Raw genomic sequence first — 26,821 nt, forward strand, 5'->3', positions numbered from 1 at the left:
TCAAAGGGGATGTTCACGCCGGATCGGCGGAACATCGACAACGTATCCCCGCCCACTGACAACGCCCTCGGACACCGCCCCGGGACGCCGCCCCGGAGACCGTCGGGCGAGGGCTTCCGGCGGTCCGTCAGGAGCTTCCGACTCCCGTGTGCGGCAAGGCCGACAAGAAGCAAAGCGCTGGTGAAGAGCGCGGATCGACGACCTCCGGGCGCGCGCTCAGGTTAAAAAACAAGCCAAGCTCAATCCGGTCGCAAGTGCCGGAAGAACCCTCGGACTTCGGTCGCCTACAGCCCGCTCAGCGCCCGTCACCACAGGTCACAAGGGCGCGCCCCCGGCGACGGGCCTCCGCCGGGCGGCTGACCGGCGGAGGATCAACCTTCAAAGCTTCAGCACAAGTTGCGCACATCCCTCTTCTGAAGGGCCGCGATGCTCTAGATTGACCTTGCTTCACAAGCCCGGACACCAGGCGACAAATCACGATCAATCGACTGGCGGGGTGTTCGGGCGGCGCGGCTCGGGAGGCGGGGGCCTTCCGAGGGAGGAACAGCGCGGGAGGCGGGGGTCTCCCGGGGGGAGAGGAACCGTGTGGAGCGAACATGTCCAGTCCACTGGCGCCCGGGGGGGTTCTGTGCAGCAGCGGCAATTGGTCGCCCCGTTCCCATCGGGGGGCGGGCAGCTGGAGAACGGTGCGATCAGCCGGCCCTCGTTCGACTGGGAGCAGCGCTACCGCCGTGCCGTCATCGCCAGTGACACGGCGGCCACCGCCCTCGTGGTGGCGGCGATAGGCGGCTTCTTCGGGGTCAGGCATGCGGCCAACTGGCACGAGAAGTGGAGCTTCCTCGCCTTCGGCACCGAGCTGCTGGTCCTGGGGACGCTCGCGGTGAGCCGGTCGTGGGCTCCCGCCGTGCTCGGCCAGGGCGCCGAGGAGTTCCGCCGGCTCGGGCGCTCCCTGTTCACCTCCGCCGTCGTCCTGGCGCTGGGCGGGATAGCCCTCGGCTCGCGCAACATCAAGATCTGGATATTCTTCGCGATCCCCGCGATCGCACTCGTCACCATGACCGAGCGGTACCTGCTGCGCCTCTGGCTGCACAAGCAGCGGAAGGACGGGCGGTGCCTGCGCCCGGTGCTCGCGGCCGGAAGCCTCGCCACCGTGCGCGACCTGATCGCCCGGACCCGCAAGTTCCCGCACCTCGGCTGGCGGGTGGAGGCGGTGTGCACGGCGGACAGCCCAGGGCCCGAGGGCGACCAGCTGGACGGTGTGCCGGTCGTCGGCCGGCTGACCGACGTCGCGGGCCACGTCCGCCGCGACGGCTACCGGGTCGTCGCGGTCACGCCGGACCCGCACTGGTCGCCCGACCGGCTCCAGCGGCTGGCCTGGAACCTCGAGGGCAGCGACGCCGAGATGATCGTGGCCCCCGTGCTCATGGAGGTGGCCGGTCCGCGGCTGCACGTCGACGCGGTGCTCGGGATCCCCCTGCTGCGGGTCAGCATGCCGACGTTCACCGGCGGCCGCCGCGCGGTCAAGGAGGTCGCCGACCGGATGGGCGCGGCGCTCCTGCTGCTGCTGTTCGCCCCGCTGATGTTACTCATCGGCCTGCTCGTCCTGTTGGACAGTCCGGGCGGGGCGGTCTACCGCCAGCGCAGGGTCGGCAAGGACGGCCGCGAGTTCACCATCCTCAAGTTCCGCACCATGGTCTCCGGGGCGCACAAGGCGCGCGCCCAGCTGGCCGGGCTCAACGAGGGTGCCGGGCTGCTGTTCAAGGTCCGCCGGGATCCGCGGGTGACCCGGGTGGGCGCGGTGCTGCGCCGGTACTCGCTCGACGAGCTCCCGCAGCTGTTCAACGTGCTCACCGGCTCGATGTCGCTGGTCGGCCCCCGGCCTCCGCTGCCGGAGGAGTCCGCCGCGTACAACCCGGACATCCGGCGGCGACTGCTCGTCAAGCCCGGCCTCACCGGCCTGTGGCAGATCAGCGGACGCAGCGACCTCCCGTGGGAGGAGGCGGTCCGGCTCGACCTGCGGTACGTGGAGGACTGGTCGCTCGCCCTCGACGCGGTGATCCTGTGGAAGACGCTGCGCGCGGTCCTCTACGGGCACGGGGCCTACTGATGCGGGGAGAGCGCCGTCCGGTCGGCGCGCTGATGGCGGACCACAAGGGTCTGCCCTGGGGGAGGAACGGGTCATGAGGGTCAGCGTCTTCGGGCTCGGCTACGTGGGCTGCGTATCGGCAGCGTGCCTGGCCAGCATGGGTCATGAGGTCATCGGGGTGGACGTGAACCAGGTCAAGGTCGACCTGGTCAACGACGGCAAGGCGCCCGTGGTCGAGGAGCGGATCGGCGAGCTCATCGCCGAGGTCGTGCGGACCGGGGCGCTCCGCGCCACCGGCGACGTCCGCGAGGCGATCAGGGAGAGCGAGGTGTCCCTGATATGCGTGGGCACGCCGTCGGAGCCCAACGGCAGTCTGTGCACCACGTATCTGGAGCGGGTCACCGAGGAGATCGGCGCCGCGGTGGCCGAGCGGGGCGGACGGCAGACCGTCGTGTTCCGCAGCACCATGCTCCCGGGCACCTGCCTGAACCTGCTGCTGCCGGTCCTGGAGAAGTTCGCCGGCACCGCCGGAGTGGACTTCGGGGTCGCGGTCAACCCGGAGTTCCTGCGCGAGGGCACGAGCGTGCGGGACTTCTTCGACCCGCCGAAGACCGTCATCGGCGAACTCGACGCGGCGAGCGGCGACGTGGTGGCGGCGCTGTACGAGGGGCTGCCCGGCGAGGTGTTCCGCGTGCCGGTCCCGGTCGCCGAGGCGATCAAGTACGCGGACAACGCGTTCCACGGCCTCAAGATCGGCTTCGCGAACGAGCTGGGCGCGGTGTGCCAGGCCCTCGGGGTCGACTCGCACCAGGTGATCGACGTGTTCCTGGCCGACCGCAAGCTGAACATCAGCCCCGCCTACCTGCGGCCCGGCTTCGCCTTCGGCGGCTCCTGCCTGCCCAAGGACCTGCGCAGCCTCGTCCACGCGGCGCAGCGGGCCGACGTCTCGGTGCCCATCCTCTCCCACGTACTGGCCTCCAACGCCGACCATCTGCAGCGCGCGGTGGACATGGTCGAGCGCACCGGCAAACGCCGGGTGGGCCTGTTCGGCCTGTCCTTCAAACCCGGCACCGACGACCTCCGCGAGAGCCCGCTCGTCGAACTGGCGGAGAGACTCTTCGGCAAGGGGTACGACCTGCGGATCTACGACCCCAACGTGAACCTCTCCCGGCTGCTCGGCGCGAACCGCGAGTACATCGAGAACCGGCTGCCGCACCTCGCGCAGCTGCTCGTGGAGTCCGTCGACGAGGTGATCGAGCACGCCGAGGTGTGCCTCGTCGGGACCAGGGAGCCGTCCGTGCTGTCGGCGCTGCCCCATGGCGACGCCCCGGTGATCGTCGACCTCATCCGCCTTCCCGACGCCGACGCGCGCCGGACCGAACCGGGGTACATGGGCCTTGCTTGGTGACACGACCGGCGGCGGCGGGCGGACCCGCCGCGCGCTGATCCTGGTGGAGAACCTGTCGGTGCCGTTCGACCGGCGGGTGTGGCAGGAGTGCACGACACTGCGCGACGCGGGCTGGGAGGTGCACGTCATCTGCCCCCGCGGGGAGAAGCGGGACACGGAGGCGGAGGCGGTGATCGACGGGGTGCGGATCCACCGCTACCCCTTGCGCGCGGCCACCGGAGGGCCGGCCGGCTACCTCCGGGAGTACGGAACGGCGCTGTGGCACACGGTCCGGCTGGCCCGCAAGGTCGGCCCGGTCGACGTCGTCCACGCCTGCAATCCGCCGGACCTGCTGTTCCTGCCCGCCCTGTGGCTGAAGCGGCAGGGGGCGCGGTTCGTCTTCGACCAGCACGACCTGGTGCCCGAGCTGTACCTCTCCCGGTTCGACCGCGGCAAGGACCTGCTCTACCGCGGGGTGTGCGCGCTGGAGCGCATGACCTACCGGGCCGCGGACGTCGTGCTCGCCACCAACGAGAGCTACAAGGACGTCGCGGTGCGCCGCGGCGGGCAGCGCCCCGAGGACGTCTTCGTGGTGCGCAGCGCGCCCGACATCGACCGGTTCCACCCCGTGCCGGCCGAGCCCGAGCTGAAGAACGGCAAGCCCCATCTGCTGTGCTACCTCGGGGTCATGGGCCCGCAGGACGGCGTCGACTACGCCTTGCGGGCCCTCGCGAAGCTGCGCGACGAGCTCGGGCGGACCGACTGGCATGCGGTGTTCGTCGGCGCCGGCGACGCCTTCGACGAGATGGTGGCGCTGTCCCGGCGGCTCGGGCTCTCGGAGCAGGTGCGGTTCACCGGGCGCATCCCGGACGCCGACCTGGTGCGCTACCTGTCCACCGCGGACGTGTGCCTCTCCCCCGACCCGCGCAATCCGCTCAACGACGTGTCGACGATGAACAAGGTCCTGGAATACATGGTGATGGGCCGGCCGATCGTCTCGTTCGACCTCCGGGAGGCGCGGGTCTCCGCCGGTGACGCCGCCGTGTACGCGCCCGCCAACGACGAGTCCGCGTTCGCCGGGCTCGTGGCGCGGCTGCTCGACGATCCGGAGGAGCGCGCCCGGATGGGCAAGATCGGCCAGGAGCGGATCGGCGGGCAGCTCTCCTGGCGGCACTCCCAGGAATCGCTGCTGGCCGCCTACGCGGCGGCCTGCCGTGACCAGAATCCGCCGTCGGCGGGCGACCCGGACCGGGCGGGGACGAGGCCGCGCAGTTGAGCGACGACACGATACGCCTGGTCACGCTCGGACGGATCATCCGTCGGCGTGGCCGGTTCCTCACCATCCTCGCGCTGGTGGGTGCGCTCGTCGGGTACGGCGCCTCCGTGGTGTTCCCGCCGCGCTACACGACCTCGGCGTCGGTCCTGCTGCCGGGGGCGTGGCAGGAGCGCGAGCTGATGACCCAGGCACAGGTCGCGACCAGTTCGGTGGTGCTCGACCGGGTGGCCGCCACGCTGGGCTGGTCCGGGGTCGACGCCATCGAACTGCGCGACCGGCTGCGCGCCGAGGTCGCCGACGGGAACATCATCAAGATCTCGGGCACGGCCGACACCCCGGAGCACGCCCAGCGGCTCTCCGACCTGGCGGCCCAGGAGTTCGTCTCGTTCGCCACGAAGATCGTGAGCGACGAGACCGACCCCGAGGCGGCGTCGCGGCAGGAGGCGCTGCGGAAGTCGGTGGAGCAGACCAACCGGCGCATCACCGAGCTGGCCGACGCGGCCGGTACGGGGCGGAGCGTGGAGAGCGTGCAGACCCGCACGGAGCTCGCGAAGCTGCGGACCTCCCTGCAGGAGGCCGTCGACAAGCTGGCCCAGGCCGCCCCGACCGCCGGCAAGGCGAACATGGTCGTCATGGGCACGGCGGCCCGGCCGGTCGGCGAGGCGCCGCCGACGAGGGTGCAGCTCATCGGCGGCGGGGCTCTGCTGTCCTTCCTGCTCGCGGTCATCGGTCACCTCGCCGCCGCGCGGGTGAGCCGTCGGCTGCGCACCGAGCCGGAGATCACCACGGCGCTGGGCACGACGTTCCTCGGCACCGTGGACGTCCCCGGTGAGCGGGCCGCGCACCGCCCCAAGGACCGTGGCCCGCGGGCCCGGCTCCGCCGGCTCCTCGGTGTCGACGTCCGGTGGGACGTGCCGGCCCCGCAGGCCTCCGGCGACGAGGCCGGCCGCCGGGTCCGCCACCAGCGGGTGTGCGCCCGGCTCCGGGAGCGGCTGCCGGCCCCCCGGCGGCTCCTCGTGGTGGTCCCGGACGGCGACGAGGCCGCCCACCGGGCCGCCGTGCGGCTCGCCGCCGAGGGCGGGAGCGATCCCGTGCTGCGGGTGGTGGAGGTCCCGGTGGACCGGCCGATGGTGCCGGACCGCGGCATCGAGTCGGGTGTCCTGGTCGTGCTCAGCGCGGGTCACTGGACCTCGGCCGAGCTCGCCGGCATCGCCGAGGCGTGTGCCGACGCCGGGCACGAGGTCGTCGGCGTCGTCCTCGCGGACACGGTCCGGGTCCGTCCGGCGCGGTCCGGCGGCCGGCCCCGGCACGGCGACGCGCCGGTGCTCATGGTGGACGAGGAAGTGACGGGGGTCTCAGGGTGACGACGCGTACGACTCCGGAGTCGGCCGCCGCTCCGCTCCTCGACCTGCACTCGCTGGTGGTGTCGGTGCGCAGGCGCCGGCGTCTCTGGGGCTGCACGGCGCTCCTCGGGGTGGTCTGCGGCGGGGGCATGGCGGTCCTGCTGCCTCCGCCGCCCACCGCGGTGACCAAGGTGCTGGTCGCCCATCAGGAGGACCAGCCCAGCGACCCCGGAACGCTGATCCGTACCGATGTGGCGCTGCTGCGCACCACGCGGATCGCCGACACGGCCCTGAGGTCGCTCAAGTCCCCGGAGAAACCGGAGGACTTCATGAAGGACTACGAGGGCAGCGGTCTGACGAACAACGTGCTGGAGATCAAGGTGACGGGCGACACCGGCGCGGAGGCGGTGGCCCGCGCCCAGGCGTTGGCCGACGCGTTCGTCGCGGACCACGTGCGGCGGATACAGGAGAACGCGAACGCCGAGGCCAAGACCCTGCTCGTCCAGCGCGACCGCTTGCAGAAGGAACTCGACCAGGTCAACAAGGCGATCGCGGACGGCTCGGAGGAGGGCGGGCCCAACGCGCCGGCGGACTCGGAGTCGCTCTTCTCCCGCCGGGCCGAACTCACCTCGCAGATATCCGACTTCGGCCAGCGCGCCTCACAGGCGAGCATCGGGACGCCCCGGCTCGTCGCCGGCACGCAGATCGTGGACGCCCCGCGCACGGTGCGGTACTCCCTGCCGAAGACCGCCGCCACCGACGGCGCGATCGGACTCGCGCTCGGGCTCGCGCTCGGGCTCGCGGTGGCCTCGGTCGGTTCGGTGGTGGCGGACCGACCCGTGCTGCGCCGGGACATCGCGGCGAACCTCGGCGCCTCGGTCATCGCCGAGCTCCCCGGCCGGTCGTCCCGCCGGCGGCGGCGCCGGAGGGGCAAGGCGGCGCGGACGAGGCTCGTCGCGTCCCTGGCCCGCACCCTGCGCGGCTCCTCGGAACCCCTGTCGCTGCTGGAGCTGGGCTGTGCGCGCGCCACGAGCGTGCTCGCCCTGGACCTCGCGGGGGAACTGTCGGCGGACGGGCCCGTGGTCGTCGTCGACGGTCTGCCCGGTCCGGAGCTCGCCGACCGCCGCCCGAGGCCGGGGGACCCGACCGTGGTCGGCGTCGAGCGCGCCGCGGCGGTGGCGCACCAGGAACTCCGGTTCGGCGTCGGCTCGGTGGCGCCCGGTACGGCCTGGACCGACCTGCCGTACCTCGGCACCCGGACCGTGCTGGTCGTGCGGGCCGGGCACGGCAGCGCCGCGTGGCTGCACACCGTGGCGCGGCAGCTGGCGGACCAGCGGGTCGCGGTGCTCGGTGTGGTGCTGGTCGACCCGGATCCGGGCGACCGGACCGACGGCACGCTGTGGGAGGGGCCGCTCACCGCGCTGCGCGGCCGGAGCGAGCGGCCTGCCCGGTGGAACGGGGCGGGCGGACGACGGACGGAACGACTGCCGATGTGGGCCGCACGGGTCCCGGACAGCGACCAGGAGGTGCGGTAGACATGTGTGGCATCGCGGGCACGTACCGGTGGCCGGACGGGAAGGCCGTGACCGACCGGCTCACCGATGTCCTCGCCCACCGGGGTCCGGACGGGGCGGGTCGGTACAGCCATCCCGTCGGCGACGGCGAGGTGCACCTCGGGCACCGTCGGCTGTCCATCATCGACCTGTCCGAGACCGGCGCCCAGCCGATGGTGTCGGACGGCCTCGTCCTGACGTACAACGGCGAGCTGTACAACGCGCCGGAGCTGCGTGCCGAACTGGCGGCCGCCGGGGTGCGCTTCCGCGGGTCCTCCGACACCGAGGTGCTCCTGGAGGCCTGGCGGCGCTGGGGCACGGACTGCCTGCCCCGGCTGCGCGGCATGTTCGCGTTCGGCGTCTTCGACGAGCGGACCGGCGAGCTGGTGCTCGCCCGCGACCAGCTCGGCATCAAGCCGCTGTTCCTGCTCCGGCGCGGTGAGGGCCTGGTGTTCGCCTCCGAACTGAAGGCGCTCGCCGCCGCCACCGGCGGATCGCTCGAGGTGGATCCCGCGGCGCTGGTGGCCTCGCTCCTCTACTACTGGGTGCCGGACTCGCGGTGCGCGTTCCGCGAGGCGGAGAAGCTGCCGCCGGGCAGCTGGCTCCGGTGCCGGCCCGACGGCCGGGTGGAGCGCGGCCGGTTCTGGCACCTGAAGGACGTCGCCGCCGAGGGCCGGGAGCGGGCCCGGGCCGGCGAGCGGCCCGACATCGCCGCCGTCGTCGAGGATTCGACCCGGCGCCATCTGCTCTCGGACGTGCCGGTGGCGACCTTCCTCTCCGGCGGGCTCGACTCCAGCTGGCTGACCGCGCTCGCGGCCCGCCACCAGCCCGGGATCTCGGCCTACACGATCGGGTTCCGCGCCGAGGACGCCCGGTTCGAGGCGATGCCGGACGACCTGCGCTACGCCCGGCAGGTGGCCCGGCGGTTCGGCGTCGAGCTGCACGAGATCGAGATCGCTCCGGACGTGCTCGACCTGCTGCCGCGGATGACGCACCATCTGGACGAGCCGATCGGCGACCCCGCCGCGATCAACACGTTCCTGATCTGCTCGGCCGCCCGGGAGGCCGGGGTCAAGGTGATGCTGTCGGGCATGGGGGCCGACGAGCTGTTCGCCGGCTACCGCAAGCACGTGGCCAATCTGATCGCGCTGCGCTACCAGCGCGTCCCTCGGCCCCTGCGGCGCGGCCTGTCCGCGGCCGTGGACCGGCTGCCGGTCGCCTCGGCCCGCCGGGGGTACCGGTCGGTGCGGTTCGCGAAGCGGTTCCTCTCCTTCGCGGACCTGCCCGAGGAGACCGCGTTCCGGCGCAGCTACACCATGTACGACCAGGAGGAGCTGCTCGCCCTGATCGACCCGGACCTGGCCGGGACGGTCGACGACGTGCTGACCGAGCACGCGGACGTCTACGAGGACAACGAGCTCGACGACTTCGTGAACCGCATGTGCCTGGGCGACGCCCGGATGTTCCTGCCGGGTCTGAACCTCGCGTACACGGACCGGTCGAGCATGGCCGCCTCGACCGAGGTGCGGGTGCCGTACGTGGACGTCGAGGTGGTGAAGGCGGCGTTCGCCGTGCCCGGCGACCGCAAGATCGTCGGCCGGCAGGGCAAGGCCGTCCTCAAGGAGGCGGCCACCTCGATCCTGCCCCGGGAGATCGTGTACCGGCCCAAGGGCCTGTTCAGCGCCCCGCTGCGGGCCTGGATGAGCCGGGACCTGGCGCCGCTGGTGCGCGAGGTGGTGAACGACGGCGTGCTGGTCAACTCCGGGTTCCTGCGCCGCGACGCGCTGCGGCGCATGGTCGCCGAGGACGCCGCCGGGCAGCGGGACTTCTCCAAGCATCTGTGGCATGTGCTGACCCTCGAGTACTGGTATCGCGGCGCGACCTCCGGGTCCGAACTCAGCGCTCGCTAGAAGGCGTAGAAACAAGGGGACTTCGGTGAAACAGGTTGTGCAGAACTACAAGAGCGGCGAGCTGGCCCTGCTCGACGTGCCGGTGCCGGGCTGCAAGCCGGGGGGTGTGCTCGTCCGTACCGCCTACTCGCTGATCTCCACCGGGACCGAGCTCATGAAGGTGTCCGAGGCCGGCATGTCGATGGTGGGCAAGGCCCGCTCGCGTCCGGACCAGGTGGCCAAGGTCGTGCAGAGCGTGGCGACCAACGGGGTGGGGGCCACGTACCGCAAGGTGATGGGCAAGCTCGACTCGTACACGCCGCTCGGCTACTCGCTGTGCGGGGTGGTCGAGCAGGTCGGCGCCGGGATCGACGACGTGAAGGTCGGCGACCTCGTGGCCTGCGCGGGCAACGAGCATGCGCTGCACGCCGAGCTGAACTGGGTGCCGAAGAACCTCTACACGCCGGTGCCGGACGGCCTCGCGCCGCGGCACGCGGCCTTCGGGACCGTCGGGTCGATCGCCCTGCAGGGCGTCCGCCAGGGCGAGCCGCAGCTCGGCGAGGTGGCGCTGGTCATCGGCCTCGGGCTGATCGGGCAGCTGGTAGTGCAGCTGCTCACCGCCTCGGGGGTGCGGGTCATCGGGGCCGACCCGGCCCCGGGGCGCTGTGAGCTCGCCGAGGGCCTGGGCGCGGTGGCCTGCGGCGATCCCGGCTCGGCGGCCCTGGAGAACGCCGTCGCCGAACTCACCGGCGGTCACGGCGTGGACCAGGTGTACCTGGCGGCGGGCGGGGCCAGCAACCAGCCCGTCGAGCTGGCCGCCCGGATGAGCCGGGACCGGGGCCGGGTCGTGGACATCGGCAAGTGCAGCCTGGACCTGCCGTGGAACGCGTACTACGAGAAGGAGCTCGACGTCCGGTTCTCGCGCAGTTACGGCCCCGGGCGCTACGACCCGGCGTACGAGCTGGAGGGGCGGGACTATCCGATCGGCTACGTGCGCTGGACGGAGCGCCGCAACCTGGCGTGCTTCCTCGACCTCCTCGCCCGCGGCAGCGTCGACGTGGAGCCGCTGGTCTCCCACGTCGCCGACTTCGACGACGCCGTCGAGACGTACCGGTCGCTGAAGGAGGGCGAGCTGAAGGCCGTGGCCGTGCTCTTCCGGTACCCCGAGCACACGGGGGAGGCGGAGGCCGCGGCGGTGGCCGTGCCCGCGGTGCGGCGCGGCGACGGGGCGTCCGCCCCGGTCCGGTCCGTACGGACGCCGGTGCGCCTCGCGTTCGTCGGCGCGGGCAACTACGCGACGTCGATGCTGCTGCCGCACCTGGTGGGGCGCGAGGGCGTCGAGCTGTCCACGGTCGTCACCACGACGGCGCTGTCCGGGGCCAACGCGCAGCGGAAGTTCGGCTTCGCGCGGGCGACCACCGATCTCGACGCGGTGCTCGGCGACCCGTCGGTCGACGCGGTGTTCGTGGTCACCCGCCACAGCTCGCATGCCGAGCTGACCCAGAAGGCGCTGCACGCCGGCAAGGCGGTGTTCGTGGAGAAGCCGCTGGCGCTCACCGAGGACGAGCTCGCCGGTGTGCTCACGGCGGTGGAGAAGTCCGGCAACGACCGGCTGCAGGTGGGCTTCAACCGCCGGTTCGCGCCGCTGCTCCAGGAGGCCCGGAAGCAGTTCGGCGCCCGGACCGGACCGGCGAGCCTGCGCTACCTGGTCAACGCGGGCCGGCTGGACCACAACAGCTGGTACCTCCAGCAGGGCACCGAGGGCTCGCGGTTCGCGGGTGAGGGCGGGCACTTCATCGACACGGCGAGCTGGCTGCTCGGGGCCGACCCGGTCTCGGTGTACGCGGTCGCCACCCCCGGCAACGAGGACCTCCAGGTCGTCCTGCGGTACGAGGACGGCTCCACGGCCACCATCAGCTACGTCACCACCGGCGCGTCCGGCTTCCCCAAGGAGACGCTGGACCTCGTCGCGGACGGCAAGGTGCTGCGGCTCGACGACTTCGTCCGGGCCTCGGTGCACGGACCCAAGAAGTGGGTCAGTTCGCGGCTGCCCAAGGCCCGGGACAAGGGCCAGTCCGCCGAGCTGGCCTCGTTCGTCAGGGCCGTGCGGACCGGCGGCCCGATGCCGGTGCCGCTGGAGTCGCTCGTCGCCACCACGACGGCGACCCTCGCCGTGCAGGCCGGTCTGGCCGGCGGCGCGCCGGTGACGCTGGCGAGGCCGCGATGACGATGAGCGCTGGTTGGTACCTGCGGCGGCTGTCCCGCATGGGGCCGTCGGAGGTCGGCGGCCGGGCGGTCGACGTGCTGCGGAGGCGTCAGTGGCGCTCCGCGCCGCCGGCCTGCCCGCCCGTGACCGGCGCCCGGTTCACCGCCGTGCTGCCCGCCGGGACGATCGCCTCGGTGCCGTCGGACGCGGCGGAGCGCCTGCTCGCCGAGGCGGACCGGCTGATGGCCGGGCATGCCGGGTTCTTCGGGGTGGAGCGCGAGGACATGGCCGCCCCGGACTGGTTCCTCGACCCGAAGACCGGGCGCCGTGCTCCGTCGGGGTACGCCTTCGACGTGCCGTACCGGGACGAGGACGCGGTCGGGGACATCAAGCAGATCTGGGAGCCGTCCCGGCACCAGTACCTCACCGTGCTCGCCGCCGCCTACGCGGTCGGCGGGGACGAGCGGTACGCCGAGCGGGTGGCCGAGCACCTGCGGTCCTGGTGGGCAGCCAATCCGCCGCTGCGCGGGGTGCACTGGATCAGCGGCATCGAGCTGGGGATCCGGCTGGTCTCCTGGGTGTGGATCCGCCGGCTGCTCGACGGCTGGCCGGGCGCGGCCGGGCTGTTCGAGGGCAATCCGGTGGCGCTGGAGCAGATCTGGCACCACCAGCGCTGGCTGGCGGCCTTCCCCAGCCGGGGGTCCTCGGCGAACAACCACGTCGTCGCGGAGGCCGCCGGGCAGTTCGCCGCGGCCTGCGCCTTCGGCTGGTTCCCCTCCTCCGCGCGCTGGCGGGCCGGCGCGCTGCGGTCCCTCGAACGGCATCTGCGGAGCAACACCTTCCACTCCGGTCTGAACCGCGAGCTGGCCACCGAGTACCACGGGCTCGTCCTCGAACTCGGCCTGGCCGCGGTGGCCGAGGCGGACGCCGCCGGTGTGCCGCTGCCCGCGACGGTCCGGCTGGTGCTGCTGCGGATGACCGACGCGCTCGCGGCCGTCGTGGACAACCGGCTGCGGCCGCCGCGCCAGGGCGACGCGGACGACGGCCACGGTCTGGTCGTGGACGGCGCGGGCACCGACCGCTGGGGCTCGCTGCTCGCCACCGGGGACGCCGTGTTCGGCCGGCAGACCTGGTGGCCGGAGGTGACCGGCACCGATGTGCGCACCCCGCTGCTCGCCGCGCTCGTCCGTCCGTACGGGAAGAAGGGGACCGTCCCGGCCGTGTCCCGCCCGGCGCGGCGGCCGGCCCATTTCGCGGACGCGGGCATGACCATCCTGCGCGGTCCGGAGGAGATCTGGTGCCGCTGCGACGGGGGGCCGCACGGCTTCCTGTCCATCGCCGCGCATGCCCACGCCGACGCGCTGTCCGTGGAGGTCCGGCACGACGGGGTCGACGTGCTCGCCGACCCGGGGACGTTCTGCTATCACGGGCAGCCCGAGTGGCGGCGGTACTTCCGCTCGACGCTCGGCCACAACACCCTGGAACGGGACGGCGAGGACCAGTCCGTCTCCGGCGGCCCGTTCCTGTGGACCCGGCACGCCCGCACCCGCGTCCTGGTCGCGGAGCCCTCCGGCGAGGGCGTGGCCCGCTGGTGCGCCGAGCACGACGGCTACCAGGGGTCCACGCACCGCCGCCGGGTGGAGCTGACCGCCGCGAGCCGGGAGCTGCGGGTGGTCGACGAGGTCCACGGCGACCGCGGGACCGTACGTCTGGCGTTCCACCTGGGCCCGGCGGTCTCCGCGGAGCTGGTGGGGAACCGCGCCGAGCTCACCTGGACCCGGGACGGCGAGGACCGCTCGGCGGTGCTCGACCTGCCCGGGGAGCTGACCTGGCGGGCGCACCGCGGCGAGACCGAGCCGCCGCTGGGCTGGTACTCCCCCGGCTTCGGGCGCAAGGAACCCGCCACCACGCTGGTCGGCACCGGCTTCGCCGACGGCGCCGCCGGGTTCACCACCGTCCTCAGGTTCCACGGCTAGGGGGGCGGGTGGGGTTCGAGAGGCGGCTTCGGGCGTGGGCGGTGGCACCGCTGGCGCTGGCCCTGTTCCTGGTGACCGGCTGCGAGAGCGCGCCGGGCACCGGGGCGAAGCCGACGGCCGGGGCGAGGCCGGGCGCCGGGCCGGGGGCGGACGGCGCGTCGTCGCCCGTGGCCCGGGTCTGCGCCGAGCCCGCGGCCGGTCCCGCCCAGGCGCCGGCGGGCGCCGTGACGGTCGACCCCTCGGTGGTCGGCGACCTGGCCGCGAAGACCGAGGACAGCCCCCCGGGGACCACGTTCTGGCTGCGCCCGGGCCGGCACACGCTCGAATCCGGCCCCTACGACCAGGTCGTCCCCAAGGAGGGGGACCGCTACCTCGGCGCGCCGGGGGCGGTCCTCGACGGCCGGAGGACCAACCAGTACGCGTTCGGCGGCACCGCCCGCGACGTCACCCTCAGCCATCTGACGGTGCAGGGGTTCGTCGCGCCGCACGACGAGGGCGTGGTCAACCACGACATGGCCGACGGGTGGGTGATCGAGCACACGACGATCCAGGACAACTCCGGTGGCGGGCTGATGGCGGGGGCCCGTCAGCAGCTCCGTGCCAGCTGCCTGCGCCGCAACGGGCAGTACGGCATGAACGCGTACAAGACCGGTGACTCCGTCCGCGGCCTGGTGGTCGAGGGCAACGAGGTCGTGGGCAACAACACCGACGACTGGGAGCGGCGGGAGCCCGGCTGCGGCTGCTCCGGGGGCATCAAGTTCTGGGCGGTCGACGGCGCCGACATCCGGGGGAACTGGGTGCACGACAACCGCGGGGCCGGGTTGTGGGCGGACACCAACAACAACGACTTCCGCATCGAGGACAACATCATCGAGGCCAACGACGGCGCCGCGCTGATCTACGAGATCAGTTACAACGCGGTCGTCCGGAACAACACGATCCGGCGGAACAACTGGGTCGAGGGCCGCAAGGCCGCCGCCGAGGGCGACGACTTCCCGTACGCGACCGTCTACGTGTCCGAGTCCGGGGGCGAGCCGCGGGTCCCGGCCCGGACGGACAGGATCGAAATCTATCGGAACGTCCTTGAGGACAACTGGAACGGGATCACCCTGTGGGAGGACGCCGACCGGTTCTGCAACAGCCCGGGCAACACCTCGACCGACTACTGCACCCTGCTGGTCGAGGACACCCGTCGCTGCGCGCGGCCGGCGATCGCCGACGCGCCGCTGTACGCCGACTGCCGGTGGAAGACCCAGCGGGTGGACATCCACGACAACCGCTTCGTCCTCGACGCCTCCGTCCCCGGGTGCGCGGCGGAGTGCGGCCGCATGGCGGTCCTGGCCAACCAGGGCAGCGCTCCGGACTGGTCCCCGTACCTGGGCGGGCGGGTGGCCGAGGCCGTCACCCGGCAGCAGGACAACCGCTGGCACGACAACGCCTACAGCGGACCGTGGAGCTTCGTCGCCGGCGACACCGGCCGGACGCTCGACCCCGGGCACTGGCAGGGCGCGCCGTACCGGCAGGACACGGGCAGCACCTTCGGTCCCCGGACCGGTGGTTGAGATGAGCGAGGACCTGAGGAGTACGACGCTGCCCGGCGGACCGGGCACGAGGGGCGCGGAGCCCGGCACCACGCCGAAGTCCGTCGGGATCGCCTGGGCGCTGCTCGGCCTCAACACGCTCGGCTCCGCCGGGGCGAAGACCGTCGTCACGATCCCCCGCTCCCTCATCCAGATGGCCACCATGGGCGCGCTGGTCGCCGCCTTCACGCTGGCGCTCGCGCTCAACCTCCGGCTGCGGGTCCGGCCCAGCGCCTTCGTGTTCCTGCTGACCCTGCTGCTCGTGCCGAGCCTGATCGCCAGCGTGCAGCTGGAGGTCGGGTTCGGCGCGCTGTTCCGCTGCGGCCGGCTGGCCGTCTTCGTGGCCACGCTGTGGCTGCTCAGCCGCTGGTGGGACGGCAGTCTGACGTTCGTCCGCTACCACATCCGCTGGTACTTCGCGGTGCTCGTGCTCGTCGCCGCCGGCCTGGCCGTCTCGCCGGGCACGGCCATGCCCGAGTACTACGGCGGCCGTCTCGTCGGCGCCCTGTGGCCGCTCACCCCGCCGCAGATCGGCCAGTACTCCGCGGTGGTCATCGGGCTCACCGTGCTGCTCGCGCTGGGTCGCCGGATCACCTGGTTCAGCGCGATGGTGATCATCGTGCCGTCGTTCGTCCTGCTCGCGATGACCCACACCCGGACGGCCACGCTCGGCCTGGTCATCGGACTGGTCCTCGCGATCGGCTCGCTCGTCCTGACCAGTGCCGCCGCCCGCCGGTTCTTCGCCTGGGCGGTGCTGTGCGCCTCGGTGGCCGCGGTGGCGTTCAGCTCCGCGCTGCGGTCCTGGTTCCTGCGCGGACAGAGCCAGGAGAACTTCTCCAACCTGACGGGCCGGGCCAAGGTGTGGGACGCCCTGCTCGGGGCGCCCCGGACGACCGGCGAGAAGATCTTCGGCACGGGCCTGGGCGACAAGTCCTTCGACGGGCTGCCGATCGACAACAGCTGGCTGGCCGTCTACGACGAGCAGGGCCTGATGGGCGTCGCCATCGTGGCGGCGATGATCCTCGTGATCGGCGGCGTCGCGCTGCTGCGGCCGCCGTCGCTGCCGAGGGCCTGCGCGATCTTCCTGATCAGCTACTGCGGGCTCTCCTCGTACACCGAGGTCGGTCTCGGCGACGCCTCGGCGTATCTGCTGCACCTGGCCCTGGCCGCCTCGCTGCTCGTGGCACCCGCCGCGGCCGCGGCGCCGCCGGCGGTCGAGCTCCCCCGACGACGTATCCCTCGATGGGCCCGGAGGTGACCTGAACATGCGTGTCCTTGTGGTGCACAACCGCTACTCCTCGGCCCAGCCGAGCGGGGAGAACCGCGTCGTCGACGAGGAGGTGGGGCTGCTGCGTGCGGCCGGCCACCGGGTCGACCTCTTCGAGCGGCGCAGCGACGACATCGCCGCCCGGTCCCTGCTCGGGAAGGTCGCGGTGCCGCTGCTCGTGCCGTGGAACCCGGCGGTCCGTACGGAGCTCGCCGCCCGGCTCCGTGCCGAGCGGCCGGACGTGGTGCACGTCCACAACGTCTTCCCGCTCCTGTCGCCGGCGGTGGTCGCCGCCTGCGCCGACGCCGGCGTGCCCCTCGTCGCCACGCTGCACAACTACGCGCAGGTCTGCCCGCCGGGCACGCTGCACCGGGACGGCCGGCCGTGCACCGAGTGCGTCGGGTCGACGGTGTCGCTGCCCGCGGTCCGGCACGGCTGCTACCGGGACTCCCGGCTCGCGACGGTTCCGCTGGCGGTGAGCCTGACGGTCAACAGGCGGCGGTGGTGGACCGGCGTGGAGCGGTTCTTCTGCATCTCCGCGGCGCAGCGCGAGCTCCTGGTGCGGTCCGGGATGCCGGCCGAGCGGCTGACGGTGAAGCCCAACTTCGTGCCCGACCCCGGCACCGTCCGGGAGGGCGCCGGGGAGCACCTGCTCTTCCTCGGCCGGCTCTCGGAGGCCAAGGGCGTACGGCTGCTCATGACCGCGTGGGACGGGCTCGCCGCGGAGGGCGGGGTGGGCGTGCCGCTCGTGCTGGCCGGCTCGGGGCCCATGGAGCAGGAGGTGGCCGCCTGGGCGGCGGGCCGGGACGACGTCCGGTACGCGGGCCTCATGGACCCGGCGGAGTGCCGGCGGGCCGCCGCGCGGTCGGTCGCCGTGGTCGCTCCCTCGCTGGCCAGGGAGACCTTCGGTCTGGTGGTCGCGGAGGCGATGGCGGCGGGGGTGCCGTCCGTCGCGGCCGGTCACGGCGGCTATGTCGAGCTGGTCGAGGAGGGGGTGACCGGGCTGCTGCACGAGCCGGGCGACGCCGCCTCGCTCGCGTCCTGCCTGCGCCGGATCACGGCCGGGCCGGAGCGCAACCAGGAGATGGGCCGGGCGGCCCGAAGCCGGTACGAGCAGGGGTTCAGCCCCGCCGTCGGCCTCGCGCGCCTGGAGGAGGAGTACCGCACCGCGATCGCGGGGCGGTCGGGCGGCGCGCACGGCGCGCCGTCGGTGGGGAACGACGAGGTCGGCTCGCGACGGGTCACCCGCGCGAGCGGAAATGGGGGCAGAAGATGACACGATGCCGACTCTGCGGCTCGGCGGCGCTGGGGAGCGTCGTCGACCTGGGGGCGACCCCGCCGTGCGAGAGCTTTCTCGCCGCGGAGCAGCTGGACCTGCCGGAGGCGACGTACCCGCTGCACCTGCGGGTCTGCACGGAGTGCTGGCTCGCGCAGATCCCGCCGCTGATCACGCCGGAGGAGACGTTCAAGGAGTACGCGTACTTCTCCTCGTACTCGACCTCCTGGGTGGAGCACGCGCGCGCGTTCGTCGACGGTGCCGTGCGGAAGGTGGGGCTCGGCCCGGACGCCTTCGTGGTCGAGGTCGCGAGCAACGACGGCTATCTGCTCAGGCACGTGGTCGAGCGGGGGATCCGCTGCCTCGGCATCGAGCCGTCGGTGAACGTCGGCGCCGCGGCCCGGGAGGCGGGCGTGCCCACGCTCACGGAGTTCCTGAGCCCGGACACCGGTGCGGCCGTCCGCGCCGAGCACGGCCCGGCGAACCTGGTCGTGGCCAACAACGTGTACGCGCACATCCCCGACGTGGTCGGCTTCACCCAGGGGCTGCGCGCCCTGGTCGCCGACGACGGCTGGGTCTCCATCGAGGTGCAGCACCTGCTGACCCTCATCGAGGAGAACCAGTACGACACGATCTACCACGAGCACTTCCAGTACTACACGGTCGCGTCCGCGGCCCGGGCGCTCGCGAGCGGCGGGCTGACCCTCGTGGACGTCGAGCTGCTGCCCACGCACGGCGGCTCGATCCGGCTGTGGGCCCGCCCCTCGGAGGTGGCCGGCGAGCCGTCCCGCCGGGTGGCCGAGGTGCTGGACCGGGAGAAGGCCGCCGGGCTCCAGGAGCTGTCCGGGTACACGGAGTTCTCCGACCGGGTGGCGAAGGTGCGCCGGGACCTGCTGCGGTTCCTCGTCGAGGCGGCCGAGCGCGGCGAGACGGTCGTCGGCTACGGCGCCCCGGGCAAGGGCAACACCCTGCTCAACCACTGCGGCATCCGGCCCGACCTGCTCGCGTACACGGTCGACCGCAACCCGTACAAGCACGGCAGGTTCACCCCGGGCACCCGGATCCCGATCCTGTCGCCCGAGCAGATCGCCGCCGACCGGCCCGACTACGTCCTGGTCCTCCCGTGGAACCTGCGGGCCGAACTGGTCGAGCAGCTGTCGTACGTGCACGAGTGGGGCGGCCGGCTCGTCTTCCCCATCCCGGAGCTGAGCATCGTCGAGGTGAAGGCATGAAGGTCGTCCTGTTCTGCGGCGGTTACGGGATGCGGATGCGCAACGGCACCGCGGACGACGTCCCCAAGCCCATGGCGATGGTCGGTCCGCGACCGCTGATCTGGCACGTCATGCGCTACTACGCGCACTACGGGCACAAGGAGTTCATCCTGTGCCTCGGGTACGGGGCGCACCACATCAAGGACTTCTTCCTCAACTACGAGGAGACGACGTCCAACGACTTCGTGCTGCGGGGCGGGAAGACCGAGCTGCTGTCCACCGACATAGCCGACTGGACGATCACGTTCGCGCAGACCGGCATCGAGTCGCCGATCGGGGAGCGGCTGCGCCGGGTGCGGCACCACCTGGACGGCGACGAGATGTTCCTCGCCAACTACGCCGACGTGCTCACCGACGCGCCGCTGAACGAGATGATCGACCGGTTCGCCGCGCGCGACGCCGGCGCGTCGATGATGGTGGTGCCGCCGCAGTCCTCCTTCCACTGCGTGGAGCTGGGCGAGGACGGCCTGGTGGGGGGCATCACCGCGGTGGCCGACATGCCGCTGTGGGAGAACGGCGGCTACTTCGTGCTCCGCCAGGAGGTCTTCGACCACATACCGGAGAACGGGGACCTGGTGGCCGACGGATGCGCCGGCCTGGCCAAGGAGGGCCGTCTGGTGGCGCACCAGCACCGCGGCTTCTGGAAGCCGACCGACACGGTGAAGGAGCGGGCCGCGCTCGACGAGTCCTACACCCGGGGCGAGCGTCCGTGGGCCGTGTGGGAGCGGGCCGGCGCCGGGGCGGGGGCGTGATCGGCCTCGGGGCCGGGCGGCCCCTCGAACGGATCGTCGCGGTGGGCGCGCACTGCGACGACATCGCCATCGGCGCCGGCGGCACGCTCCTGACGATGTGCCTCGCGCGGCCGGGCCTCCGGGTCGACGCGCTGGTGCTCTCCGGCGGCGGCGGTGAGCGGGAGGACGAGGAGCGGGCCGCGCTCGCCGCCTTCTGCCCGGGCGCCGAACTACACCTGACCGTCCTCAAGTTGCCGGACGGCCGGATGCCCGTGCACTGGGACGAGGCCAAGGCCGCGGTCGAGGAGCTGCGCGCGGGGACGGACCCGGACCTGATCCTGGCCCCGCGGACCGAGGACGCGCACCAGGACCACCGGGGCCTGGCGCGGCTGATCCCCACCGCCTTCCGCGACCATCTCGTCCTGGGCTACGAGATCGTCAAGTGGGACGGCGACCTCGGCCGCATGTCGGCGTACCAGCCGCTGTCGCCCGAGGTCGCCGAGCAGAAGGTGCGGCTGCTGCAGGAGCACTATCCCTCGCAGCGGCACCGGCCCTGGTACGACCGGGAGGCCTTCCTCGGCCTCGCCCGGATCCGTGGCATCGAATGCCAGGCGCGGTACGCCGAGGCGTTCGCGGTCACCAAACTCACTCTCGACCTGGGGGAATGAACCTTGCGCGTACTGCTGACCGGACACCAGGGCTACCTGGGCACCGTGATGGCCCCGGTCCTCACGGCCGCCGGACACGAGGTCGTCGGCCTCGACTCCGGCCTGTTCGCCGACTGCGTCCTCGGCCCGCGGCCCGCCGACCCGTCCGGCCACCGGGTGGACCTGCGTGACGTCACGGCCGAGCACGTGGCCGGGGTGGACGCCGTGATCCACCTCGCCGCGCTCTCCAACGACCCGCTGGGATCGCTGGCGCCGGACCTCACGTACGACATCAACCACCACGCGTCGGTACGGCTCGCCAAGCTGGCCCGCGAGGCCGGCGTGAAGCGTTTCCTGTACGCGTCGACCTGCTCCGTCTACGGCGCCGCGGGCGGCGACGAGCTGGTCGGCGAGGACGCCCCGCTGCGCCCGGTGACGCCGTACGCGGAGTCCAAGGTGCGGGTGGAGGACGACCTGCACGCGCTGGCCGACGAGGACTTCACCCCGGTGTACATGCGCAACGCCACCGCGTTCGGCTACTCGCCCCGGCTGCGCGCCGACATCGTGCTGAACAACCTGGTGGGCCACGCGCTGCTGTCCGGCGAGGTCCTGGTGCTCTCCGACGGCACCCCCTGGCGGCCGCTGGTGCACGCCGGCGACATCGCGCGGGCCTTCACGGCCGCGCTGACCGCGCCGCGCGAGGCCGTGCACGACCGGGCGTTCAACATCGGCAGCGAGGCCAACAACGTCACGGTCGCCGAGATCGCCGAGCGGGTCGCCGAGGCGGTGGACGGGGCGAAGGTGCGGATCACCGGGGAGAACGGCGCCGACCCGCGCTCGTACCGAGTGGACTTCTCCCGGTTCCGCGCCGCGATCCCCGGCTTCGACTGCGAGTGGTCGGTGGAGCGGGGCGCGCTCGAACTCGCCGGGGCCTACCGGGAGCACGGGCTGACCCGGGAGGACTTCGAGCGGCGCTTCACCCGTCTCGCCGTGCTGCGCTCGGCGTCCGAGGCCGGTGCCGTCGACGACACCCTGCGGTGGCGCCGATGACCGAGGTCGATCCCGGCGAGGAGATGCACGCGCTGGTGGAGCGGCTGTACCCGCTGTGCCGGAGCATCACCGGCGACGGGGTGCGCGCCACCCTGGACATCGTCGGCGAGTACGTCCCGCTGACGGTGCACGAGGTGCCGACGGGGACGCAGGTGCTCGACTGGACGGTGCCGCAGGAGTGGAACATCCGGGACGCGTACGTCGCCGACGGCACGGGCAGGCGGGTCGTCGACTTCGCCGCGTCCAGCCTGCACGTGCTCGGCTACAGCGTGCCGGTGTCGCGGACCATGCCGCTGGCCGAGCTGCGCGAGCACCTGCACACCCTGCCGGAGCACCCGAGCTGGGTGCCGTACCGCACCAGCTACTACAAGCCGGACTGGGGGTTCTGCCTGGCCCAGGAGACCCTGGACGCGCTGCCGGACGGCGAGTACGAGGTGCGCGTCGACTCCACCCTGGAGGACGGCCACCTCACCTACGCCGAGCACGTGGTCCCCGGGCAGGTCGCCGACGAGGTGATCGTCTCCTGCCACGTCTGCCACCCGGCGCTGGCCAACGACAACATGGCCGGTGTCGCGGTGGCGGTGTTCCTGGCCCGGGCGCTGGCGGAGACGAGGCCGTACTACACGTACCGGTTCGTCTTCGCGCCCGGGACCATCGGGGCGATCACCTGGCTGGCCCGCAACGCGGAGCGCATCGAGCAGGTCAAGCACGGGCTGGTGCTGGCCTGCGCGGGCGACCCGGGCAGCCTGACGTACAAGCGGAGCAGGCGCGGGGACGCGGAGATCGACCGGGTGATGCAGTACGTCCTCGCCGCCTCCGAAAGGCCGCACAGCATCAACGAGTTCACGCCGTACGGCTACGACGAGCGGCAGTACTGCTCGCCCGGGTTCGACCTCGGCGTGGGCTCGCTCAGCCGGACCCCGTACGCCGGCTATCCCGAGTACCACACCTCGGCGGACAACCCGGACTTCGTCTCCCCGGAGGCGCTGGCGGACACGCTCGCCGTCTGCCGCGAGGCGTTCGCGGTGCTCGACCGCAACCGGCGGTACGTCAACCTCAGCCCGTACGGCGAACCACAGCTGGGCAAGCGGGGGTTGTACGAATCGCTCGGCGGCCGCAGCGACGCGAAGGAGGCCCAGATGGCCATGCTCTGGGTGCTCAGCATGTCCGACGGCGAGCACAGCCTGCTGGACGTCGCCGAGCGGTCCGGGCTGCCGTTCGACACCGTCGCCGTCGCGGCGGACGCCCTGGGCGCCGCCGAGCTGATCAAGGCATGACACCGATGACCACCGAGGAGGAGAAGACGACGACACCCGCCGGATCCGCCCGGCGGGGCGTCGTCGGCCGCCTGTCCTGGGGGCTTGCCGACCAGGCGGCCTCCAGCATGAGCAACTTCGCGGTGGGTGTCTACGTGGCGCGCTCCCTCGGGCCGGCCGCGTTCGGCGTGTTCAGCCTGGCCTGGGTGACGTACGGCGTGGTGCTCGCCGCCTCCCGCGGCCTTGCCACCGACCCGCTGGTGGTGCGGTTCAGCGCCGTGCCGGAGGCGTCCTGGCGCTCGGCGGTGGCCCGGTCCTCGGGCGCCGCGCTCGGCCTCGGTGCCGCCGTCGGCGCGGTGTGCCTGCTGGTCGGGCTCGCCCTCGGCGGCGGCGTGGGGCCGGCCTTCGCCTGCCTGGGCGTCGTCCTGCCGGGGCTGCTGCTCCAGGACGCCTGGCGGTTCGCCTTCTTCGCGGCCGGCGCCGGGAAGAAGGCGTTCCTCAACGACCTCGTGTGGGGCGTCGCGCTCGTCCCCGCCATGGTCGTGGCGGCGCGCGTGGGCAGCGTGGCCGCCTTCGTGCTCGCCTGGGGCGGGTCCGCGGCGGTGGCCGCGGGCTACGGCTCGCTCCAGTCCGGCATCCGGCCCCGGGTCGCGCGGGCCCGCGGCTGGCTGCGCGAGCAGCGCGACCTCGGCTTCCGCTACCTCGTCGAGAACAGCAGCCTCAGCGGCGCGGGCCAGCTGCGGGCGTACGGGCTCGGCGCGATCGTCGGCGTCGGCGCGGTGGGCGCGGTCCGGGGCGCGGAACTCCTGCAGGGCCCGTTCCTCGCCCTCCTCATGGGCCTGTCCCTCGTCACCGTCGCGGAGGCGGCACGGGTGCTGCGGCGGGCCCCGCACCGGCTCGGCCGGTTCTGTCTGCTGCTCGGCGGCGGGCAGGCCGCCGCCGCGCTGCTCTGGGGCGCGGCGCTGCTCCTCGTACCGGACCGGCTCGGCGAGCTCGTGCTCGGCGACGTCTGGCACTCCGCCTCGGAGCTCATCGTGCCGGCCACGCTCAGTGTCGCGGGCGCCGGGCTCGGCACCGGCGCGGCGGCCGGGCTGCGCGCGCTCGGCGCGGCCCGGCGCAGCCTGCGCGCCCAGCTGTTCGCCTCCGTCTGCTACGCCGGCGGCGGGCTCGGCGGGGCGGCCGTGGCCGGCACGGTCGGCTCGGCCTGGGGCGTCGCCGCCGCGACCCTCAGCGGCTCCGCCGTGTGGTGGCTGCACCTGCGCGCCGGCCGACGCGAGCACCACGTGAACCCGATCCCCGAAGTGAGGACCTCATGACCGCCCGACCCAGGCTGACCGTCGGCCTGCCCGTGTACAACGGCGAGCAGTACCTCGCCGAATCGCTCGACGCCCTGCTCGGCCAGACCTACGGGGACTTCGAGCTGGTCGTCTCCGACAACGCCTCGACCGACGGGACCCAGGAGATCGCCCGCGAGTACGCCGCGCGGGACCCGCGCGTCCGGTACCTCCGGCTGCCCCGGAACGTCGGCGCCACCCCGAACCACAACCGGGTGTTCGTCGAATGCCGCACCGAACTGTTCAAGTGGGCCTCGCACGACGACCTGTACGCCCGGGACCTGCTGCGGCGCTGCGTGGAGGCGCTGGACGAGCGGCCGGAGGTGATCCTCGCCCACGCCGACCAGGCGGTGATCGACGAGGACGGGAAGGTGAAGGTCCCGTACGAGTACACGCTCGCCACCGCCTCGCCGCGCGCCCCGGAGCGCTTCCGCAGCATGCTGTTCGAGCCGGGCGGCGACGACTTCTACGGGGTGATCCGGGCCGATGTGCTGCGCCGGGTGAAGCCGCTCGACAGCTACCACCACGCGGACCGCACGTTCGTCTGCGAGATCGGCCTGCACGGGCCCTTCCACCAGGTGCCGGAGCTGCTGTACTTCCGCCGCGACCACCCCACCCGCGCCGAGCGGGCCAACCCGTCCAAGCGCTCCCGGTGCGTGAACCTGGATCCGCGCCGGGCCGGCCTGCTGCACCCGACGCCCCGGCTGCTCGCCGAGTACGTGTGGGGTTTCGTCTCGGCGATCCAGCGGGCGCCGCTGTCCGCGGCCGACCGGCGCGCCTGCTACCGCCACCTGGCCGAGTGGGCGACCAGCCGGGCCCGGCCGGGCGGCGCCGGCGAGCGGGTCGAGGATCGCGCCCCGGTCGACCCGGACCTCCTCACCGTCTCCGTCGACGACCTCGTCGCCGGCCGGGAAGGCGGGCGGGCATGACGTCCCCGCACGCTGCCCCGGTGCGCGTCGGGGTGTTCGGCCTGCTCGGCTCCGGCAACCTCGGCAACGACGGCTCGCTCGAAGCCGTGCTCGGCTACCTCCGCGCCCGGCACCCGGAGGCGGTCGTGGACGCGCTGTGCGGCGGCCCCGAAGCCGTGACGACCCGGTTCGGGATCCCCGCGACGCGACTGCACTGGTACCGCGGGGAGTACCGGACCGCGTCCCGCGCGGGCGCGATCGCGGGGAAGGGTCTCGGCAAACTCGTCGACGCCTTCCGCACCGCCGCCTGGGTGCGCCGGCACGACGTGGTGATCGTGCCGGGCATGGGCGTCCTGGAGGCCACGCTGCCGCTGCGGCCGTGGGGCTTCCCGTACTCCCTGTTCCTGCTCTGCGCCTCCGGCCGGCTGCTCGGTGCCCGGGTCGCGCTGGTCGGGGTCGGTGCCGCCCCGATCGGCAACCGGTCGACCCGGGCCCTGGTGCGCTGGTCGGCGCGGCTCGCCGCGTACCGCTCTTACCGGGACGCCCCGTCCCGCGACGCGATGCGGGCGATGGGCGTGGACACCGGGCGCGACGAGGTGCACCCGGACCTCGCGTTCTCCCTGCCGGCACCGCCGCCGGGCGTGCCCTCGGGTGCGCCCGGGCCGGTCGGCGTCGGCGTCATGGCCTTCCACGGCGGCGACGACGACCGGGCGCGGGCCGAGGAGATCCACCGGCGGTACCTCGAAGGGACGATCCGCTTCGTCCGCGCGCTGGTCGAGGACGGCCGGCCGGTCCGGCTGCTCACCGGCGACGCGGTCGACGCCCCGGTGGTCGACGCGATCCTGGAAGCGGTGGACTCGCCACTGGTCACCGCCGCCGAGACGGCCTCGCTCGCCGACCTGATGAAGGAGATGGCGGCGGTCGACACGGTGGTGGCGACCCGCTACCACAACCTGATCTGCGCGCTGAAGGTCGGCACGCCGACGCTCGCGGTCGGCTACGCGGTGAAGAGCGAGGCGCTGATGGCGCAGATGGGTCTCGGCGCGTACTGCCACCCGGCGCGCGAGCTCGACGCCGACCGGCTGCTCGAACAGTTCCGGGAGCTCGAGAAGCGCTCGTCCGAGCTGCGGGAGACCCTCGCCGAGCGGAACCGGGCCGCCGCGCGGCAACTCACCGACCACTTCGCCGCCTTGACGGCGACCCTGTTCCGTACCACCTCTCGGAAGGCTTCATGAAAGCGACCGCGGTGCCGGAGATCTCCGGCGCGTTCCTGTTCGAGCCCACGCCGTACGCCGACGAGCGCGGCTTCTTCAGCCGTACCTTCGACGCCGACGTGGTCCGCTCGGTGGGCCTCGATCCATACGCCTTCGTCCAGGACAGCCTGTCCCGCTCGGTCCGCGGGGTGCTGCGCGGCATGCACCTGCGCTCCGGCGCCGGCGAGGCCAAGCTGGTGCGGTGCTCGTACGGGAGGATCTTCGACGTCGTCGTGGACCTGCGGCCGGACTCTCCGACGTACCGCAACGTGGCGACCTTCGACCTGTCCGACGCGACGCAGACGACCCTGTACATCCCGGCGGGGTGCGCGCACGGCTTCCAGGCGCTGACCGAGACCGCCGACACCTCGTACCGCATCGACCGCCCGCACGATCCGGCCGAGGACGTGACGATCGCCTTCGACGACCCGGAGCTCGCCATTCCCTGGCCGCTGCCGGTCACGTCGATGTCCCAGCGGGACCGGGAGGCGCCGAGCCTCGCCGAGGCCCTGAAGCAGATGGAGAGTTGAGG

General features: G+C 73.1%; 20 protein-coding genes. All 20 read left to right on the top strand.

Going from position 1 to position 26,821, the window contains the following annotated elements; all coding sequences use genetic code 11:
* Positions 1-628 precede the first annotated feature (628 nt).
* The 20 genes from ACH4TP_RS23265 to rfbC all read left to right on the top strand — a co-directional run bounded on the left by ACH4TP_RS23265 (position 629) and on the right by rfbC (position 26,819).
* On the top strand, positions 629-2,107 hold the full coding sequence (locus tag ACH4TP_RS23265; protein ID WP_389235747.1) for a sugar transferase: 1,479 nt from the start codon (positions 629-631) through the stop codon (positions 2,105-2,107).
* A 73-nt stretch (positions 2,108-2,180) separates the two neighbouring features.
* Positions 2,181-3,494, top strand: a complete 1,314-nt coding sequence (locus ACH4TP_RS23270) for a nucleotide sugar dehydrogenase (protein WP_398185048.1) — start codon at positions 2,181-2,183, stop codon at positions 3,492-3,494.
* Complete coding sequence (locus ACH4TP_RS23275; RefSeq protein WP_398185045.1) at positions 3,484-4,749, top strand: glycosyltransferase family 4 protein; 1,266 nt, start codon at positions 3,484-3,486, stop codon at positions 4,747-4,749. The genes ACH4TP_RS23270 and ACH4TP_RS23275 overlap by 11 nt, the downstream gene beginning before the upstream one ends.
* The gene (locus ACH4TP_RS23280) at positions 4,746-6,113 is read left to right on the top strand and encodes a polysaccharide biosynthesis protein (RefSeq protein WP_398439002.1); all 1,368 of its coding nucleotides are present in this window, start codon (positions 4,746-4,748) and stop codon (positions 6,111-6,113) included. The genes ACH4TP_RS23275 and ACH4TP_RS23280 overlap by 4 nt, the downstream gene beginning before the upstream one ends.
* Positions 6,110-7,627: a Wzz/FepE/Etk N-terminal domain-containing protein gene (locus tag ACH4TP_RS23285; protein WP_398185041.1), complete on the top strand. Its 1,518-nt coding sequence runs from the start codon at positions 6,110-6,112 to the stop codon at positions 7,625-7,627. Before ACH4TP_RS23280 ends, ACH4TP_RS23285 begins: the two co-directional genes overlap by 4 nt.
* A 2-nt stretch (positions 7,628-7,629) precedes the next feature.
* Entirely contained in the window at positions 7,630-9,555 is a 1,926-nt protein-coding gene (asnB, locus tag ACH4TP_RS23290) for an asparagine synthase (glutamine-hydrolyzing) (RefSeq protein WP_389235732.1), read from the top strand.
* 25 nt (positions 9,556-9,580) lie between these two features.
* Positions 9,581-11,761: a bi-domain-containing oxidoreductase gene (locus ACH4TP_RS23295; RefSeq protein ID WP_398439003.1), complete on the top strand. Its 2,181-nt coding sequence runs from the start codon at positions 9,581-9,583 to the stop codon at positions 11,759-11,761.
* The gene (locus ACH4TP_RS23300) at positions 11,758-13,716 is read left to right on the top strand and encodes an alginate lyase family protein (RefSeq protein WP_398439004.1); all 1,959 of its coding nucleotides are present in this window, start codon (positions 11,758-11,760) and stop codon (positions 13,714-13,716) included. The genes ACH4TP_RS23295 and ACH4TP_RS23300 overlap by 4 nt, the downstream gene beginning before the upstream one ends.
* A gap of 8 nt (positions 13,717-13,724) precedes the next feature.
* Positions 13,725-15,278, top strand: coding sequence for a right-handed parallel beta-helix repeat-containing protein (locus ACH4TP_RS23305; RefSeq protein WP_398439005.1), 1,554 nt, complete (start codon positions 13,725-13,727; stop codon positions 15,276-15,278).
* A gap of 1 nt (position 15,279) precedes the next feature.
* The gene (locus ACH4TP_RS23310) at positions 15,280-16,554 is read left to right on the top strand and encodes an O-antigen ligase domain-containing protein (protein WP_398439006.1); all 1,275 of its coding nucleotides are present in this window, start codon (positions 15,280-15,282) and stop codon (positions 16,552-16,554) included.
* A 7-nt stretch (positions 16,555-16,561) separates the two neighbouring features.
* A complete protein-coding gene (locus tag ACH4TP_RS23315) occupies positions 16,562-17,839 on the top strand; it encodes a glycosyltransferase family 4 protein (RefSeq protein ID WP_398439007.1) in 1,278 nt (425 codons plus the stop codon).
* A complete protein-coding gene (locus ACH4TP_RS23320; RefSeq protein WP_398439008.1) occupies positions 17,836-19,071 on the top strand; it encodes a methyltransferase domain-containing protein in 1,236 nt (411 codons plus the stop codon). The genes ACH4TP_RS23315 and ACH4TP_RS23320 overlap by 4 nt, the downstream gene beginning before the upstream one ends.
* Positions 19,068-19,862: a sugar phosphate nucleotidyltransferase gene (locus ACH4TP_RS23325; RefSeq protein WP_398185021.1), complete on the top strand. Its 795-nt coding sequence runs from the start codon at positions 19,068-19,070 to the stop codon at positions 19,860-19,862. Before ACH4TP_RS23320 ends, ACH4TP_RS23325 begins: the two co-directional genes overlap by 4 nt.
* A complete protein-coding gene (locus ACH4TP_RS23330; protein WP_389235708.1) occupies positions 19,859-20,509 on the top strand; it encodes a PIG-L deacetylase family protein in 651 nt (216 codons plus the stop codon). The genes ACH4TP_RS23325 and ACH4TP_RS23330 overlap by 4 nt, the downstream gene beginning before the upstream one ends.
* A gap of 3 nt (positions 20,510-20,512) precedes the next feature.
* Entirely contained in the window at positions 20,513-21,538 is a 1,026-nt protein-coding gene (locus ACH4TP_RS23335) for an NAD-dependent epimerase/dehydratase family protein (RefSeq protein WP_398185018.1), read from the top strand.
* On the top strand, positions 21,535-22,815 hold the full coding sequence (locus tag ACH4TP_RS23340) for a DUF4910 domain-containing protein (protein ID WP_398185015.1): 1,281 nt from the start codon (positions 21,535-21,537) through the stop codon (positions 22,813-22,815). Before ACH4TP_RS23335 ends, ACH4TP_RS23340 begins: the two co-directional genes overlap by 4 nt.
* 5 nt (positions 22,816-22,820) lie before the next feature.
* On the top strand, positions 22,821-24,110 hold the full coding sequence (locus tag ACH4TP_RS23345) for a hypothetical protein (RefSeq protein ID WP_398185253.1): 1,290 nt from the start codon (positions 22,821-22,823) through the stop codon (positions 24,108-24,110).
* Entirely contained in the window at positions 24,107-25,057 is a 951-nt protein-coding gene (locus ACH4TP_RS23350) for a glycosyltransferase family 2 protein (RefSeq protein ID WP_398185012.1), read from the top strand. Before ACH4TP_RS23345 ends, ACH4TP_RS23350 begins: the two co-directional genes overlap by 4 nt.
* Positions 25,054-26,271: a polysaccharide pyruvyl transferase family protein gene (locus ACH4TP_RS23355; RefSeq protein WP_389235697.1), complete on the top strand. Its 1,218-nt coding sequence runs from the start codon at positions 25,054-25,056 to the stop codon at positions 26,269-26,271. The genes ACH4TP_RS23350 and ACH4TP_RS23355 overlap by 4 nt, the downstream gene beginning before the upstream one ends.
* Positions 26,268-26,819 (top strand): dTDP-4-dehydrorhamnose 3,5-epimerase, encoded by a 552-nt coding sequence (gene rfbC, locus ACH4TP_RS23360; RefSeq protein WP_398439009.1) that lies wholly within the window; start codon positions 26,268-26,270, stop codon positions 26,817-26,819. The genes ACH4TP_RS23355 and rfbC overlap by 4 nt, the downstream gene beginning before the upstream one ends.
* The last annotated feature ends 2 nt before the right edge of the window (positions 26,820-26,821 follow it).

Origin of the sequence: Streptomyces sp. NPDC021012 (assembly GCF_044333355.1) — a bacterium.
Classification (GTDB): Bacteria; Actinomycetota; Actinomycetes; order Streptomycetales; family Streptomycetaceae; genus Streptomyces.